Source organism: Klebsiella sp. V115_8, from assembly GCF_029967715.1.
GTDB lineage: Bacteria > Pseudomonadota > Gammaproteobacteria > Enterobacterales > Enterobacteriaceae > Klebsiella > Klebsiella quasipneumoniae.
This window is the reverse complement of the sequence record NZ_JASCAR010000043.1, coordinates 326,803-343,699: the sequence shown is the minus strand read 5'-3', so window position 1 is coordinate 343,699 and position 16,897 is coordinate 326,803. Positions and strand designations below refer to the sequence as shown.

At 60.2% G+C, this 16,897-nt stretch carries 14 protein-coding genes; 10 read left to right on the top strand and 4 right to left on the bottom strand.

Annotated elements, in window-relative coordinates; all coding sequences use genetic code 11:
* Positions 1-38 precede the first annotated feature (38 nt).
* The 4 genes from aroL (at position 39) to ppnP (ending at position 2,127) form a co-directional block, all read left to right on the top strand.
* Entirely contained in the window at positions 39-572 is a 534-nt protein-coding gene (gene aroL / locus QLG03_RS21185) for a shikimate kinase AroL (protein ID WP_023288577.1), read from the top strand.
* Between the two features lie 71 nt (positions 573-643).
* Positions 644-835, top strand: coding sequence for a YaiA family protein (locus QLG03_RS21180; RefSeq protein WP_008805350.1), 192 nt, complete (start codon positions 644-646; stop codon positions 833-835).
* 249 nt (positions 836-1,084) lie between these two features.
* Positions 1,085-1,765, top strand: a complete 681-nt coding sequence (locus tag QLG03_RS21175; protein ID WP_072096489.1) for an AroM family protein — start codon at positions 1,085-1,087, stop codon at positions 1,763-1,765.
* A 77-nt stretch (positions 1,766-1,842) separates the two neighbouring features.
* Positions 1,843-2,127 (top strand): pyrimidine/purine nucleoside phosphorylase, encoded by a 285-nt coding sequence (gene ppnP, locus QLG03_RS21170; protein WP_002890284.1) that lies wholly within the window; start codon positions 1,843-1,845, stop codon positions 2,125-2,127.
* A 72-nt stretch (positions 2,128-2,199) separates the two neighbouring features.
* Here the strand turns inward: ppnP and rdgC are convergent, their stop codons facing one another.
* Entirely contained in the window at positions 2,200-3,111 is a 912-nt protein-coding gene (gene rdgC, locus QLG03_RS21165; RefSeq protein WP_002890285.1) for a recombination-associated protein RdgC, read from the bottom strand.
* A 91-nt stretch (positions 3,112-3,202) separates the two neighbouring features.
* Between rdgC and mak the strand changes: the two genes are divergently transcribed.
* Entirely contained in the window at positions 3,203-4,117 is a 915-nt protein-coding gene (mak, locus tag QLG03_RS21160) for a fructokinase (protein ID WP_023288578.1), read from the top strand.
* Positions 4,118-4,191: 74 nt separating this feature from the next.
* Here the strand turns inward: mak and sbcC are convergent, their stop codons facing one another.
* On the bottom strand, positions 4,192-7,329 hold the full coding sequence (sbcC, locus tag QLG03_RS21155; protein WP_255988450.1) for an exonuclease subunit SbcC: 3,138 nt from the start codon (positions 7,327-7,329) through the stop codon (positions 4,192-4,194).
* Entirely contained in the window at positions 7,326-8,531 is a 1,206-nt protein-coding gene (gene sbcD, locus QLG03_RS21150) for an exonuclease subunit SbcD (protein WP_255988448.1), read from the bottom strand. Before sbcD ends, sbcC begins: the two co-directional genes overlap by 4 nt.
* Before the next feature lie 182 nt (positions 8,532-8,713).
* On the opposite strand from sbcD, the gene phoB reads away from it, so the two are divergent.
* From phoB to malZ, 5 genes are all read left to right on the top strand, one after another.
* Positions 8,714-9,403, top strand: coding sequence for a phosphate response regulator transcription factor PhoB (gene phoB / locus QLG03_RS21145; RefSeq protein ID WP_004204861.1), 690 nt, complete (start codon positions 8,714-8,716; stop codon positions 9,401-9,403).
* 21 nt (positions 9,404-9,424) lie between these two features.
* Positions 9,425-10,720 carry a phosphate regulon sensor histidine kinase PhoR gene (gene phoR / locus QLG03_RS21140; RefSeq protein WP_023288581.1) on the top strand — a complete coding sequence of 432 codons (1,296 nt, stop codon included), beginning with the start codon at positions 9,425-9,427 and terminating at the stop codon, positions 10,718-10,720.
* 414 nt (positions 10,721-11,134) lie between these two features.
* A complete protein-coding gene (gene brnQ, locus QLG03_RS21135) occupies positions 11,135-12,454 on the top strand; it encodes a branched-chain amino acid transporter carrier protein BrnQ (protein WP_023288582.1) in 1,320 nt (439 codons plus the stop codon).
* An 86-nt stretch (positions 12,455-12,540) separates the two neighbouring features.
* Complete coding sequence (proY, locus tag QLG03_RS21130) at positions 12,541-13,914, top strand: proline-specific permease ProY (protein ID WP_132134263.1); 1,374 nt, start codon at positions 12,541-12,543, stop codon at positions 13,912-13,914.
* 151 nt (positions 13,915-14,065) lie between these two features.
* Positions 14,066-15,883: a maltodextrin glucosidase gene (gene malZ / locus QLG03_RS21125; RefSeq protein ID WP_255988444.1), complete on the top strand. Its 1,818-nt coding sequence runs from the start codon at positions 14,066-14,068 to the stop codon at positions 15,881-15,883.
* Here malZ and QLG03_RS21120 read toward each other — a convergent pair.
* On the bottom strand, positions 15,880-16,782 hold the full coding sequence (locus QLG03_RS21120; protein WP_023288585.1) for a LysR substrate-binding domain-containing protein: 903 nt from the start codon (positions 16,780-16,782) through the stop codon (positions 15,880-15,882). The genes malZ and QLG03_RS21120 overlap by 4 nt on opposite strands.
* Between the last annotated feature and the right edge of the window lie 115 nt (positions 16,783-16,897).

The following is a 16,897-nucleotide window of genomic DNA, read 5'->3' as shown; positions in this document are numbered from 1 at the left end:
CTTTTTTTGCGACAGACGGAACCAGGGGGTCTTCGGTTATGACACAGCCAATCTTTCTCATCGGGCCACGCGGCTGCGGTAAAACCACCGTCGGCCATGCGCTGGCGCGAGCGCGGCATTTTCAGTTCTCCGATACCGATCATCGGCTGCAGGCCCATGAGCAGCGGACGGTGGCGGAGATCGTGCAGGCGGAAGGATGGGCGCGCTTTCGCGAGCTGGAGACCCTGTCGCTGAAGGCCGTGACCCTGCCGAATACGGTGATCGCCACCGGCGGCGGCATCATCCTTGCGGAATGTAACCGCCAGTTTATGCGGGAGAACGGCGTGGTGATCTATCTGCAGGCGTCGGTATCGGCGCTGATTGACCGTCTGGAAGCCTACCCGAAAGCCGAACAGCGGCCGACGCTCACCGGGAAACCGGTGCGTGAGGAAGTGGGCGAGGTGCTGGCGCAGCGTGAAGCGTTATACCGTGACGCTGCCCATCATATTGTCGATGCTACGGCCGCCCCGGATCGGGTGGTGGAACAGATTATGACCATGCTGTGCGGCGCGGCGGCCACCCCGGTAAGTTAAGAATTTACTTACATTAAGGCGGCGAGGGGCGCCTATACTTGATAGTTCTGATACCAGAAGAAGGAAGAACTATGCCAAACAGGCCCCCATATCCGAGAGAAGCGCGCGTGGTTGCGGTAGAGAAAGGCCCGCAGGGTCAGACGGTCACCTGGTATCAACTTCGCGCGGACTATCCTGAACCCAATTCGCTGATCAGCGAACATCCTACCGAGCAGGAAGCCGTGGATGCCAAGCGGCGCTACGAAGATCCTGACAAGTCCTAACCCCTGAGCCCGGATTGCCTGCTCTGCGGGCAATATCGGGCATACCTCACACTTTTTATTTATCAGTCGTACTAATGAATATCTAACACACGGATTTTTCAGGCGCGCCGCCGCCGCCGGGCAATCTTTACATTCTACTGCGGCGTGGAGCTGCTACGCTTCTCGACGGTTGATTTTTACTCACCAGGGGGGCGAATGCTGTGTGTGGTAAGCCTGTGTTGAAGCAGTGGTAGTGAAAAGGTACATGATATGAGTAGTGCAACGATGGCAATTTTGACCATCGGCGTTGTGCCGCTGGCGGGAGTATTACCACTCCTGACCGAACATATCAGGGAAGAACAGATCGCTCACATCAGCCTGCTGGGCGAGATGACGCGTGATGACGTGATGGCAGAGTACGCCGTGGGTGACGGCGAACAGGGTCTCTTGACCCTGCTCAGCGATAACCAGCTGGTGATGGTGTCGCGACAAAAAATTGAACGTGATGTTCGCAGCGTGATCGCCATGCTGGATCGACAGCATTTTGATGTGATCCTGCTGCTCAGCTCCGAACAGCTGACCGGTTTTACCACCCACCACGCGATCCTCCTCGAGCCGCAGCGGATCATTCCGCCGCTGGTGGCGTCGATCGTTGATGGGCACCAGGTCGGGGTGATCGTGCCGGTGGAAGAGATCATGCCCATGCAGCGACAAAAGTGGCATTCACTGGAGAAGTCGCCGTACTACGCGCTGGCCAACCCGTTTACCGGTAGCGACAGCGAGCTGTTAACCGCCGGTAAAGCGCTGCTGGAGCAGGGCGCCGACGTGCTGGTCCTCGACTGTCTTGGTTACTATCAGCATCATCGCGATGTGTTACAAAAAGCCCTTGATGTCCCGGTTTTGCTGTCGAATGTGCTGGTTTCCCGACTGGCGGCAGAACTATTAGTCTAATGTGTTAATTTCACGTGACAGGGGCAAGGAGCGCCCCCTATATTGAGCCTTTCAACGACGATCAGAAGGGCTTGTTTATGCTTCAAAGCAATGAATACTTTGACGGAAAAGTGAAATCCATTGGCTTCACCAGCAGCAGTACCGGTCGCGCCAGCGTTGGCGTGATGGCGGAAGGGGAATACACCTTTGGTACGGCGCAGCCGGAAGAGATGACGGTGGTCAGCGGGGCGCTGAATGTCCTGCTGCCGGGTGAGACTGAGTGGAAAGTTTACGCCGCCGGCGAAGTCTTCAATGTGCCAGGCAACAGCGAATTCCATCTGCAGGTGGCTGAGCCAACCTCTTATCTGTGCCGCTATCTGTAAGCCAGCGTAACGCCCGGCGCTTGCCGCCGGGTTGTATGTTTCCTTCCTGCCAGGCAGGAAGGAAAGCGGCGCTTAGCGCTGCGCTTCGCCGCCGAGCCCTTCCACCAGGCTTTGGATCAGGGCAGCCAGTTCGCCGGTCATTAAGATAAAGTCGGCGTCAAAGCGCTGGGCGAAATCTTCCCGATCGATATCTTCGTTTTGGTCGCGTAATTCATCGCAGAACTTGAGGCGCTTAATTGACGCGTCGTCGCAGATCACAAACTGAATACGCTGCTGCCAGTCCAGCGCCAGCTTGGTGACGACCTTCCCGGCCTCAATATGCACAGCGATTTCGTCGCTCACCAGATCCTGCTTCTTGGCGCGGATCACGCCGCCATCTTCCAGCATCGCTTTCAGCTCGGCTTCGTCCAGCAGCTGGAAGCCCTGCGCCACGGTGCCGGAGCGGACCCACTCGGTCAGCGTCAGCTCAATCGGATTCTCCAGGGTCAGCGGCACCACCGGCAGCGAGCCGAGGGTTTTACGCAGCAGGGCCAGGGTATCTTCCGCTTTCTTCGCGCTGGCGCAGTCCACCATGATCAGGCCGTTGACGGTGTCGATCCACATCATCGTCTGGCTGAAGCGGCTGAAGGCGCGCGGCAGCAGCGAGTGCAGCACTTCATCTTTCAGGGAATCTTTCTCAGTTTTCTTCAGCTTGCGCCCCTGATCGGCTTCCAGCTTCTGGATCTTCGCCTCCAGCGCCTGCTTGATCACCGGCGACGGCAGGATCTTTTCTTCTTTACGCGCGCAGATAATGATCTGGCCGTTCGCCGTATGCGTCAGCGCGTCGCTGTGCGATCCCATCGGCGATACCCAACCGGTTTTCGCCATATCCTGGCTGCCACAAGGGGTAAATGTCAGCTCGGCCAGCTGTTTTTCCATCTCCTCGGCGCGCAATTCGATATCGCGGCTGAGACGGTAAACCATTAAATTTTTGAACCACAGCATGATAATTTCCACTGCTTTGTCGTTAAATCAGGCGGGCATGATAGCGAATTGTCGCTATGCTTGCATTGTTAATCGGGGTGAGGAGCTGAGCGTGCGTATTGGTATTGATTTAGGTGGCACAAAAACCGAAGTGATAGCCCTGAGCGACCAGGGAGAGCAGCTGTTTCGCCATCGGTTACCCACGCCGAGGGAGGATTACCGGCAAACCATCGAGACTATCGCCACCCTGGTGGCGATGGCCGAGCAGGCGACCGGACAGCGTGGCACCGTGGGGATGGGGATCCCGGGCACGATTTCGCCCTATACCGGGGTGGTGAAAAACGCCAACTCGACCTGGCTCAACGGCCAGCCCTTTGATAAGGACCTCAGCCTGCGCCTCGACCGTGAAGTGCGGCTGGCTAACGACGCCAACTGTCTGGCGGTGTCGGAAGCGGTGGACGGCGCGGCGGCGGGGGCGCACACGGTGTTCGCGGTGATTATCGGCACCGGCTGCGGCGCGGGCGTGGCGCTCAACGGGCGGGCGCATATCGGCGGCAATGGTAACGCCGGCGAGTGGGGACATAACCCATTGCCGTGGATGAACGACGATGAGCTGCGCTACCGTGCGGAAGTGCCTTGCTACTGCGGTAAACAGGGATGTATCGAAACCTTTATCTCCGGCACCGGCTTTGCCACTGACTACCAGCGGCTGAGCGGCAAGGGGTTAACCGGCAGCGAGATTATGCGCCTGGTGGGGGAAGGTGACGAAAAAGCCGAACTGGCGCTGAGCCGCTACGAGCAGCGGCTGGCGAAATCGCTGGCCCACGTGGTGAATATCCTCGACCCGGACGTTATCGTGCTGGGCGGCGGGATGAGCAACGTCGAGCGGCTGTATCAGACGGTGCCGGACCTGGTGAAACAGTGGGTCTTCGGCGGCGAGTGTGCAACGCCGATCCGCAAAGCGATGCACGGCGACTCCAGCGGAGTACGCGGCGCGGCATGGCTGTGGCCGCTCCAGGGGACCTGAACCGCTCCCCCTCACCCCGACCCTCTCGCTCCGGAAGAGGGTTAGGGTGAGGGGACATCGCAATGATTCAAACCTCACTCCACCGCAAACGCTCTGTCCAGCCGACTGTAGCCCAGACCATTGATCTTCTTCACTTTGATCTGCACCGGAATGCGATCTTTCATCGCCTCCACGTGGCTGATCACCCCGATAATCTTGCCGCTGGCGTTCAGCGCGTCCAGCGCGTCCAGCGCCGTGTCCAGCGTTTCGCTGTCGAGGGTGCCGAAGCCTTCATCAAGAAACAGGGAATCAATTCGCGTCTTATGGCTCACCAGATCTGACAGCGCCAGGGCCAGCGCCAGGCTGACGAGGAAACTTTCGCCACCGGAGAGGGTGCGGGTGTCGCGTACGGCGTCGGCCTGCCAGGTATCGACAACCTCCAGCTCCAGCGCTTCGCTGGCTTTGCGCTGCAGCAGATAGCGCCCGTGCAGGCGGTTAAGCTGCTGGTTTGCCAGCCAGACCAGATTATCCAGCGTCAGCCCCTGGGCGAATTTGCGGAACCGGTCGCCGGTGCTGGAGCCGATCAGCGAATTGAGATAGCCCCAGTCATCCGCCCGCTGCGCCGCCTCTGCAATCTGTCGCCCCAGCGCCTGCTGATGTTGACGGCTCTCTGTGTCCTGCCTGAGCTGCTGGCGGATCTCGCCCTGGCGGGTGGTGTTGTCCCGCAGCCGCTGGGCCAGGGCCTGCAGCTGGGTTTGCAGGGCGGGGATGTCCGCGTCCGTCCCTTGCGGACGCAGCGCCAGGTGCGCCTGCTGCTGACGGGTCGCCTGCTCGCAGAGCGCCGTCGCCTGCTGAAGCTGCTGCTCCAGCGTCTGTTTTAACTGCGTCAGCCGCTGGACGGTCTCGTCATCCAGCAGCGCGGCGAGAAACGCCTGCCGATCGCTAAAGCGGCTGGCGGCCAGGGCGGCGGTAAATTGCGCCTGCGACTGGTCCAGGCGCGCCTTCTCTTCGGTCTCCAGCTGCTGCTGGGCGACAAGCTGGCTGTGCAACGCCAGGCACTCCTCATGGATAGCGCGCCAGTTGTCGGGAATCACTGGCTCAGCTTCTGCCTCTGCCTCGTCGCTGGCTGGCAGCGTCTCCAGCAGCGGCTGCAGGGCGGCAATCTGCTCCTGAATGGCGCCATGCCGGGTCTGTTGCGCCTGCCACTGGGCAAATTCGCTTTCGCGAGCGTTCAGCCAGGCGGCTTCTGTCCCTTCTTCCGGCAGGTTGAGCGTCAGGGTCTGCAGGGCGCTTTCCAGCCCCTGGCGCGTGGCCGTCAGCTGCTGCTGAGCCTGGCGCGCCAGCGCCTCCTGATCGTTGAGCTGGCTCTGCAGCATCAGGCGCTGGCTGAGCTGGTAGAGCTGTTGCTCGTAGCGCTCCTGCTCCTGTATCCAGTCGTTTATCTCTTGCGCAATATCCCGCGTGACCTGAAGAGAGGCGCAGGTTTCCTGCCACGCTTTAGTGAGCGCTTGCTCTTCCTCAGCGAGCCGCCCGGCCGCTTCGGTTTCACGCTGGAGCTGCTGCGTCAGGGCGTTGACCTGCCCGAGGATCAGCAGACCTTCTTCTTTCAGCGCGGCGACCTCTTTTTCCAGCGCATCGCGGCGGCGCTGGTTATCCGTGACCGTCAGCGAGGCGTATTGTTCAATCGCCGGGTGTTCACAGGAGCCGCACAGCGGGCACGGCTTACCGGCCTCAAGCCGGGCGCGGTAACCTTCCAGATCTTTAATTGTTTCTTCCCGCTGGCAGAGCGCCTTCAGGTCGAGATAGTGCTGGTTTTTGTCTTTGTACTGCTCCCGGCGCTGCGCCAGGGTGGCGTTGAGTTTTGCCTGCTCCGCCTGCGCCTGCTGTACGCTTTCGGCGTTCTGGCGCAGACGCTTGCGCAGCAGCTGATGCTGTTCATGAAGGGAGAGCAGCCGCTGGCGCAGCGGTCGCGACTGGGTTTGCTGCGCCATCGCCGCCGCAACGTCATCGGCGGTCAGCGACAGAGGGCTGGCCGGCAGATCGGCCAGCTTCTGGCGCAGCGCGGCCAGGCGGGTGGTCTGGGCCGTCAGCTGCTGTTTATCCCGAGTCAGCTGCGAAAATTGCGCCCGCCAGCCGGCGATCTCCTGGCCCCATAAGCGAAATCGCTCATGGGCCGCCAGCCACTGCGCCAGGTCGGCCAGTTCAGCCTGACGCTGCCGCTGGGCATGCACGGCGCTACGGCGAATGCGCGCGCGCAGCGCCGTGCTGGAAAGTAAGCGAGCATTCACTTCATTGATTCGCTGGCGGGTTTGCGCCAGGCCTGCCGCGTGCTCCTGTTGACGCTCCCATAAGGGGCGCAACTGGGCGGCGGGCTGGGCCAGCTCAAGCCTGGCGAGCGCCGGCGCGGCGTCGGCCAGCGCCTGACAGGCCTGCTGCTGGCCGCTGACCGCCTGCTGCTGCTGCTGCGCCAGCTCATCGCGACGCGTTAGCCACTGAAGCTGCTGCTGCTGGTTTTGCTGCTGCGCCAGCAGGGCTTTCTCTTCGTCAGTAAGTACCTGCAAACTTTCCTGCAGCGCCTGCTGCTGGGCCTCCGTCAGCAGGACGATGCCCGCCGCCTGGGCTTCGAACTTCTCCAGGGTATGGCGAGCGGCTTTGTGCTGCTCATAGACCATCGCCGAAATCTGACCGTAGATTTCCGTGCCGGTCAGCTCCTCCAGCAGCTCCGCGCGATCGCTCGGCTTGGCGTTCAGAAAGGCGGCAAATTGCCCCTGGGAGAGCAGCATCGAGCGGGTGAAGCGGCCATAGTCGAGGCCGGTGAGCGTCGCGGTTTGCTCCAGCTTATCCGAGACCTTATCGGCGAGGATTTTGCCGTCGGCGCAGCGCGCCAGCTCGACGCGGGGCGCCTGCAGGTTGCCATCTGGCTGGTTACGCGCCCGGTTCTGGCTCCAGAAGGCGCGGTAGGCGATGCCTTTCACTTCAAACTCCACCTCCGCCAGACACTCGGCGGTATCGCGGGTCATCAGGTCATTTTGCGACTGGGAGACTTTATTCAGGCGCGGCGTCTCGTGATAGAGCGCGAGGCAAATGGCGTCGAGCAGGGTGGTTTTCCCGGCGCCGGTGGCGCCGGTAATGGCGAACAGGCCGTTGCTGGCGAACGGCTCGGCGGTAAAGTCTATCTTCCATTCCCCTTTCAGGGAGTTGAGGTTTTTCAGACGCAGACTGAGGATTTTCATGCGTTTTCGTCCTCCGCGGTGAGCGTATGCAGCGTATGAGCGAACAGCTCGTGCAGCCGTGCGCGCTTCTCATCGTCAATCTCGGTCAGCGCCAGCCGGCGCTCGAACACCTCTCCCACCTTCAGTTCGCTGAGGGTCTCCCGCTGGGCGTTGAGCAGTATTTTCTCGCGCTGCTCGCGGCTGCGGCGCACCAGCAAGACTTCCACCGGCAGATCCTCCGTCAGCGCCTGAATATGGCGCTGAATATCGTGCAGGTACTCCTCGGTGGTGATTTCGATATCCAGCCACACCGGCGGGTCCTGTTCAACGCCGCGCCACTGCGACAGCTGGGCGGTGATGGCGGCCAGATCGCCTTTGATGACCGCCAGCGGCTGGGTGACGGGCACCTCAAGGGTCTCCACGGCGCTGAGTCGCCCATCGCTAAAGCTCACCAGATGCACCGATTTCGCTTTACCGGTTTCATCAAAGCTCAGCGGCAGCGGCGAGCCGCTGTAGCGGATGTGCTCGCAGCCGCCAACCACCTGCGCCCGGTGAATATGGCCCAGCGCAATGTAGTCGGCAGGGGGGAAGTGCTGCGCCGGGAAGGCATCCAGCGTGCCAATATAAATGTCGCGAACGGCATCGCTTTTGCTGGCGCCGACGGTGGTCAGATGGCCGCTGGCAATCACGGGCAGCGGCCGATCGCCGCGCAGGGCGCAGGCCTGCTGATACTGCTCCTGATAATAGTCGCTGATGGCGTGCAGCAGCTGCTGCTGTTTTTCCCGACCGGAGTGGCCGGCCTGGCTGGTGACCAGCTCGCGCGGGCGTAAAAACGGCACCGGGCAGAAGATAGCGCCTGGGGTGCCGTCGCGCCGCGGCAGCTCAATGGGCGGGCAGCCGGCGTTCGCCACGACGGTGGTGTGTAAAAAGGCGAGGATATCGCGGGATTCATTGAGCATCGCCACCGAATCGTGGTTGCCCGCCAGCACCACCAGGCGACAGCCGGTCTGCTGCAGCTGGACGACAAAGCGGTTATACAGTTCGCGAGCGTAGCTCGGCGGCGATCCGGTATCAAAAATATCGCCGGCCACGATGATGGCGTCGACTTCATGCTCCTGCGCGCGGGCCAGCAGCCAGGTCAGGAAGGCGTCATGTTCGGCCGCACGGCTTTTGCTGTAAAAATTCTGGCCCAGGTGCCAGTCGGAGGTGTGAAGGATGCGCATAAATCTTCCCTAGCGAAAAAAGCATGAGCGGCAGTATACCATTTGTCGGAGAGGGGTAAGTCCGCGTCATGCTTCAAAATACCCGATCGTCGGACGGTCATTTTTTTCATAAATCTGTCACAAAAGTGACGCATAATGACGCCGCACTTCTATACTGATGGCTAAAAAACACAGGGTAAATAATGGCGAGAAGAATTCTGGTCGTTGAAGATGAAGCTCCAATCCGCGAAATGGTCTGCTTTGTTCTGGAGCAAAATGGCTTTCAGCCTGTCGAAGCGGAAGATTATGACAGCGCGGTGAATCAACTCAATGAACCCTGGCCTGATTTGATTCTCCTTGACTGGATGCTGCCGGGCGGTTCGGGGCTGCAGTTTATTAAGCTGCTCAAGCGCGAGGCGATGACCCGGGATATTCCGGTGGTGATGCTGACTGCGCGCGGAGAAGAAGAGGATCGCGTTCGCGGCCTGGAGACAGGGGCGGACGACTACATTACCAAGCCTTTCTCACCGAAGGAGCTGGTGGCGCGAATCAAAGCGGTGATGCGCCGTATTTCGCCGATGGCGGTGGAAGAGGTGATTGAAATGCAGGGGCTGAGCCTCGATCCCTCATCGCACCGGGTGATGACCGGCGAGAGTCCGCTGGACATGGGGCCAACGGAATTTAAATTATTGCACTTCTTTATGACCCATCCGGAGCGGGTGTATAGCCGCGAGCAGCTGCTGAACCACGTCTGGGGAACCAACGTCTATGTGGAAGACCGCACGGTAGACGTCCATATTCGCCGCCTGCGTAAAGCGCTGGAACACAGTGGCCATGATCGCATGGTGCAAACGGTTCGCGGCACGGGGTATCGTTTCTCCGCCCGTTTCTGAATTTTGACAGGAGTGTGACCCGTGCTGGAACGGCTGTCATGGAAAAGGCTGGCGCTGGAGCTCTTTTTAGCGTGTATTCCGGCCCTGATTCTGGGGGCGTTTGTGGGTCATTTGCCGTGGTTTTTACTGGCGGCAGTGACCGGTTTGTTGATTTGGCATTTCTGGAATTTGATGCGCCTGTCGTGGTGGCTGTGGGTGGACCGGAGCATGACCCCTCCGCCCGGCCGCGGCAGCTGGGAGCCGCTGCTGTATGGTCTGCACCAGATGCAGATGCGTAATAAAAAGCGTCGACGTGAGCTGGGAAGCCTGATCAAACGCTTTCGCAGCGGGGCGGAATCCCTGCCGGACGCGGTGGTCCTGACCACGGAAGAGGGGGCCATTTTCTGGTGCAACGGCCTGGCGCAGCAGATTTTAAACCTGCGCTGGCCGGACGACAGTGGGCAAAACATTCTTAACCTTCTGCGCTATCCTGAATTCGCCAACTACCTGAAACAGCGTGATTTTTCAAAGCCGCTCAATCTGGTGCTGAATAATGCCCGTCATCTGGAAATTCGCGTGATGCCCTACAGCGACAAACAGTGGCTGATGGTGGCGCGCGACGTGACGCAGATGCATCAGCTGGAAGGGGCGCGGCGTAACTTTTTCGCCAACGTCAGCCATGAGCTGCGCACCCCGCTGACGGTGCTGCAGGGCTATCTGGAGATGATGCAGGAGCAGGTGCTGGAAGGGGCGACCCGTGAAAAGGCCCTGCACACCATGCGTGAGCAAACCCAGCGTATGGAGGGGCTGGTGAAGCAGTTGCTCACGCTGTCGCGTATTGAAGCCGCGCCGGCGCTGGCGATGAATGACCGCATCGACGTGCCGATGATGCTGCGGGTCGTGGAGCGCGAGGCGCAGACCCTCAGCCAGGATAAGCAGACGCTGATTTTTACCGTCGATGAGCAGCTCAAGGTGCTGGGCAACGAGGAACAACTGCGCAGCGCCATTTCTAACCTGGTCTATAACGCGGTGAACCACACCCCGCCGGGCACCGAAATTCGCGTCAGCTGGCAGCGAACGCCCCAGGGGGCGCTGTTCAGCGTCGAGGATAATGGGCCGGGCATTGCGCCGGAGCATATTCCCCGTCTGACCGAGCGCTTCTATCGGGTGGATAAGGCTCGCTCCCGGCAAACCGGGGGCAGCGGCCTGGGGCTGGCGATCGTCAAACATGCGGTCAACCATCATGACAGCCGGCTGGAGATCGACAGCACGGTGGGCAAGGGAACCCGTTTTAGCTTCCTGCTCCCGGAACGATTAATTGCCAGAAACGACGCCTGAGCGGCGCGCTGTCAGCTTATCTTGCCAATGACCAGCTTCGGCTGGTCATTTTCCCTGTCAGTCGTTTTTCTCTTGCCTATTTAATGAACGCGCGCTGCTTTTTTGTTCGCATGATAAGCCACGGGTTTTCCATCAATATGGTAAATGATTCTGGTGTGAAACTGATAACCAGCATAATCATCTGCTTTTGCGATCGTGCCTTGCTTTAAAACGTTATAAGCGTTTAAATTGCGCCTGCGCAGTCGATGACAGACTGCTTTTGCGTGGTAATACCAAAAACAATTCTTTCCCACGCCGCTTCGGGAGCATATCTCGCTGAGTTTACCGGCAATCGCCGCTGTATCGTCCCTGAGAGGGTAGCGCGGTATTTTTCCATTTTTTTACAACACCACATCCACAGGCAGTAATGAATTTATGACCCATCAGTTAAAATCTCGCGACATCATAGCGTTGGGCTTTATGACCTTCGCGTTGTTCGTTGGCGCAGGCAACATTATTTTCCCGCCGATGGTTGGCTTACAGGCGGGCGAGCACGTCTGGACGGCGGCGATCGGCTTCCTGATCACCGCGGTGGGTCTGCCGGTGCTGACGGTGGTGGCGCTGGCGAAAGTCGGCGGCGGCGTTGAAAGCCTGAGCACCCCGATTGGTAAAGTGGCTGGTATCCTGCTGGCGGTGGTGTGTTATCTCGCGGTGGGACCGCTGTTCGCGACCCCGCGCACCGCGACCGTCTCTTTTGAGGTCGGGATTGCGCCGCTGACCGGCGACGGCCCGCTGCCGCTGCTGATCTACAGCGTTATCTACTTCGCGCTGGTGATCCTGGTCTCGCTCTATCCGGGCAAACTGCTGGATACGGTGGGCAATTTCCTGGCGCCGCTGAAAATTATCGCCCTGATTGTGCTGGCGGTCGCCGCTATTGTCTGGCCGGCAGGCCCGATCAGCGACGCGCTGGAAGCGTATCGTACCGCGCCATTCTCCAATGGCTTCGTCAACGGCTACCTGACCATGGACACCCTTGGCGCGATGGTGTTCGGGATCGTGATTGTCAATGCCGCACGCTCCCGCGGCGTCAGTGAAGCGCGTCTGTTGACCCGCTACACCGTCTGGGCGGGCCTGATGGCAGGCGTCGGTCTGACCCTGCTCTATCTGGCGCTGTTCCGTCTGGGCTCTGATAGCGCCACCCTCGTGGACCAGTCCGCTAACGGCGCGGCGATCCTCCACGCCTACGTGCAGCATACCTTCGGCGGGGCGGGCAGCTTCCTGCTGGCGGCGCTGATCTTCATCGCCTGCCTGGTGACGGCGGTGGGCCTGACCTGCGCCTGCGCCGAATTCTTTGCCCAGTATCTGCCGTTCTCCTATCGCACGCTGGTCTTTATCCTCGGCCTGTTCTCGATGGCGGTCTCCAACCTCGGTCTGAGCCACCTGATTCAGGTGTCGATTCCGGTGCTGACCGCTATCTACCCGCCGTGTATCGCACTGGTTGTATTAAGCTTTACCCGCAGTTGGTGGCATAATTCTTCCCGTGTTATCGCGCCGGCCATGTTTATCAGTCTGATGTTTGGTATCATTGACGGGATTAAGTCATCGGCGTTTGCCGCTATCCTGCCGGCCTGGACCGCGCGTCTGCCGCTGGCGGAGCAGGGCCTGGCCTGGCTGATGCCGACCGCCGTGATGGCAATTCTTGCGGTGATCTGGGACCGTGCCGCCGGACGTCAGGTGACCTCCAGCGCGCACTAACCGGCGTTGAGGACAAGCGTTTAACCACGGGACTTCGGGTTCCGTGGTTTTTTATTTTTTGTGTTAAACGGCATTGAAAAACCACGATGGAAAGTAGTAACAAGCTTAAGCGCGGGCTAAGCACCCGGCACATTCGCTTTATGGCCCTGGGTTCCGCCATCGGCACCGGGCTTTTTTACGGTTCAGCCGACGCGATTAAAATGGCCGGACCCAGCGTACTGTTGGCCTACATTATCGGCGGCGTCGCGGCATATATCATTATGCGCGCGCTCGGTGAGATGTCGGTGCATAACCCTTCCGCCAGCTCATTCTCCCGCTATGCCCAGGAAAACCTCGGCGGACTGGCGGGGTATATCACCGGCTGGACCTACTGCTTTGAAATCCTGATTGTCGCCATCGCCGACGTCACCGCCTTCGGGATCTACATGGGCGTCTGGTTCCCGACGGTGCCGCACTGGATCTGGGTGCTCAGCGTGGTGTTGATCATCTGCGCCGTCAACCTGATGAGCGTCAAGGTGTTTGGCGAGCTGGAGTTCTGGTTCTCGTTCTTCAAAGTGGCCACCATCATCATCATGATCCTCGCCGGGTTCGGCATCATTATCTGGGGGATCGGCAACGGCGGCCAGCCGACGGGGATTCATAACCTGTGGAGCAACGGCGGCTTCTTCAGCAACGGTTGGCTGGGAATGGTGATGTCGCTGCAGATGGTGATGTTCGCCTACGGCGGTATTGAAATCATCGGCATTACCGCCGGCGAGGCGAAAGATCCGGAGAAATCCATTCCACGCGCCATCAACTCGGTGCCGATGCGCATTCTGGTGTTCTATGTCGGCACGCTGTTCGTCATTATGTCTATCTATCCGTGGAATCAGGTGGGTACCGACGGCAGCCCCTTTGTCCTGACCTTCCAGCATCTGGGCATCACCTTTGCGGCCAGCATTCTTAACTTCGTGGTCCTGACGGCCTCGCTGTCGGCGATTAACTCCGACGTGTTCGGCGTGGGCCGTATGCTGCACGGCATGGCCGAGCAGGGGAGCGCGCCGAAGGTGTTCGCCAAAACCTCGCGTCGCGGTATTCCGTGGGTGACGGTGATGGTGATGACCATTGCGCTGCTGTTTGCGGTATACCTCAATTACATCATGCCGGAAAACGTCTTCCTGGTGATCGCCTCGCTGGCCACCTTCGCCACCGTGTGGGTGTGGATTATGATCCTGCTGTCGCAGATTGCCTTCCGCCGCCGTCTGTCGCCGGAGGAGGTCAAGGCCCTGAAATTCAAAGTCCCCGGCGGGGTGGCGACCACGGTTATCGGCCTGGTGTTCCTGGCGTTTATTATCGCCCTGATCGGCTATCATCCGGACACCCGCATTTCGTTGTATGTCGGTATGGCGTGGATTGCGCTGCTGCTGCTGGGCTGGGTCTTTAAGACCCGTCGCGAGCGCCGCCTGGCGCAGGCTCAGTAATCGACATCGCCCCGGTCAGCATCGCGCGACCGGGGCGGCTTGCCGACCCGCGTCCTCCCCCGTTATCCTCCCCCAAAAAATCCTGTGACGATGAGTTCTGCGCCTGACGGCTATGGCAAGGTGTGCCCATTCTGCACAATGAGGATTCACGATGTTGAAGGCATGGCACCTTCCGGTTGCACCCTTTATCAAGGTGCAACAGGACCGACTGTTTATTACCCTGTGGTTAAGCGGTGAGTCGCTGCCGCAGCGGATCACGCTGCGCGCGGAAGAAGATAACGAAGAGCTGTCGCTGCCGATGCAGCGCCTCCGCCAGGCGCCGAGGCCGGGGGTGGTGGCATGGCGCGGTGAAATCCATCTCGCCAGCGGTCAGCCGCGCCGCCGCTACAGCTTTAAGCTGCTGTGGGCCGACCATCAGCGCTGGTTTACGCCGCAGGGCTTCAGCCGTTTTCCGCCGGCCAGGCTGGAGCAGTTCGCCGTCGACCTGCCGGACGCCGGCCCGCAGTGGGTGGCCGATCAGGTTTTCTATCAGATTTTCCCCGATCGCTTTGCCCGCAGCGCTGCGCGTGACGGCGATCAGGACGCGGTCTATTACCATCACGCGGCGGGACGGGAGATTGTGCGCAAGGCGTGGGACGAACCGCTTACCGGCGAGGCGGGCGGTTCGACGTTCTACGGCGGCGATCTCGACGGCATCAGCGAAAAACTGCCGTACCTGAAGCAGCTCGGCGTGACCGCCCTGTATCTGAACCCGGTCTTCGCCGCCCCCAGCGTGCATAAATATGACACGGAGGATTATCGGCGCGTCGATCCGCAGTTTGGCGGCGACGCGGCGCTGCTCCGCTTGCGCCATAACACCCAGCGGGCGGGAATGCGCATGATCCTCGACGGCGTGTTCAACCATACCGGCGATTCCCATCCCTGGTTCGACCGTCATCAGCAGGGCAGCGGCGGCGCCGGCCATCATCCGGACTCCCCGTGGCGCGACTGGTTTACCTTCTCCGGGGAGGGGCAGGCGCACAACTGGCTGGGTTATGCCAGTCTGCCGAAGCTCGACTATCGGTCGACCAGCCTGGTCAACGAGATCTATGCCGGCGAGGACAGCATCGTACGCCACTGGCTGAAGGCGCCGTGGAGCATGGACGGCTGGCGTCTGGACGTGGTGCATATGCTCGGCGAAGGCGGCGGGGCGCGAAATAACCTGCGGCATATCGCCGGCATCACCCAGGCGGCGAAGCAAACGCAGCCGGAAGCCTTTGTCTTTGGGGAACATTTTGGCGACGCGCGCCAGTGGCTGCAGGCGGATGCCGAAGATTCGGCAATGAACTACCGCGGCTTCACTTTCCCGATCTGGGGATTCCTTGCCAATACCGATATCTCTTACGATCCGCAGAAGATAGACGCCCAGACCTGTATGGCGTGGATGGATAATTATCGCGCCGGGCTGTCGCATCAGCAGCAGCTACGGATGTTCAATCAGCTCGACAGCCATGATACGGCGCGTTTTAAATCTCTCCTTGGCAAAGACGTAGCGCGCCTGCCGCTGGCGGTGGTGTGGCTGTTCAGCTGGCCGGGGGTACCGTGCATCTACTACGGCGACGAGGTGGGCGTGGATGGCAATAACGATCCGTTCTGCCGTAAACCGTTCCCGTGGGATCCGGCGCTGCAGGATACCCAGCTGCTGGCACTGTATCAGCGGATGGCGAAACTGCGTAAAGCCCAGCAGGCGCTGCGCTACGGCGGCTGCCAGGTGATTTACGCCGAGGATAACGTGGTGGTGTTTGTCCGCGTTTATAAACAGCAGCGGGTGCTGGTGGCGATTAACCGCGGCGAAGCCTGCGAGGTGGTTATCGAGGATTCGCCGCTGCTGGACGTGGGGGCCTGGACGCTGCAGGAAGGCGCCGGCGCCTTCCATGACGGGGTGCTGACCCTCCCGGCTATCTCCGCCTGCGTCTGGTCAGGCCGTTAACGATAGAGCTGGCTCAGCAGGTCGTCGCGGAGGAGCGCCTCCCGCCACCAGCGCTGAGCCAGCCCGTCATTCCCGCTGCGCCAGGCCATGTAGGTGATATCTTTTTCCCGCCAGCAGGCGACGCTTTTCTCCACCAGACAGCCTTTTTCCAGCCACGGGCGGGCGATATGACGCGGCAGAAAGCCGCAGCCCAGCCCGGCGCACAGCAGTTCGACTTTGCTGGCGAAATCATCGACGCCGATTTGCGGTTGTTCATCAAGCAGGTTGCTGTTCAGCGGATGGCAATAGCGGGCGCTGTCGCGGATCACTACCGCCCGGTGCTGGCTGAGCTGCTTATTGCTGAGCGGCGCTTCCGCGCCGGCCAGCGGGTGGGTCGGAGCGACCACGAAAATGTTATCCAGCGCGCCAAGGGTTTGCCATGACCACTCGGCGGAGGTAGGCGGCTCATTGATGGCGCCGAGGATAATATCCGCGCCATGGTGGGTCAGCTCTTCCCACGAACCGGCGAGGGTGTGATGACTGAAGTTCAGCCGCGTCTGCGGGTTTTGCGCGTAGAACTCGGCGATCAGCGGCAGCAGGGCTGAAAAGGGAAACGAGGCGTCGAGGGCGATCGCCAGCTCTCGCTCCCAGCCGGCGCTTAGCTGCTGGGCCTGCTTTTCCAGATCTCTGGCGGCGCTCAACAGCTGGCGTCCTTTCTCGAGCATCAATCGCCCGGTATCGGTAAACTTCGCCCGGTGACCGGAGCGATCCAATAAGACAATGTCCAGATCGTTCTCCAGCTTCTGGATCATATAGCTCAGCGCGGCGGGGGTTTTATACAGCGACTCCGCGGCGGTGGCGAAGGATCCGTGTCGGTCCAGCGCATCAAGGATCATCAGAACATCAAAGTTTACGCGCATCAGGGGTTTCCATTAATTTATTTTCCCCTTGTTGTACCTAAGCGCAATAATCAATGCCAGTGAATAAATCAGAACAGTTTGACGTAAAAATTTGATGAAAGCTGGCGTGAGTCAA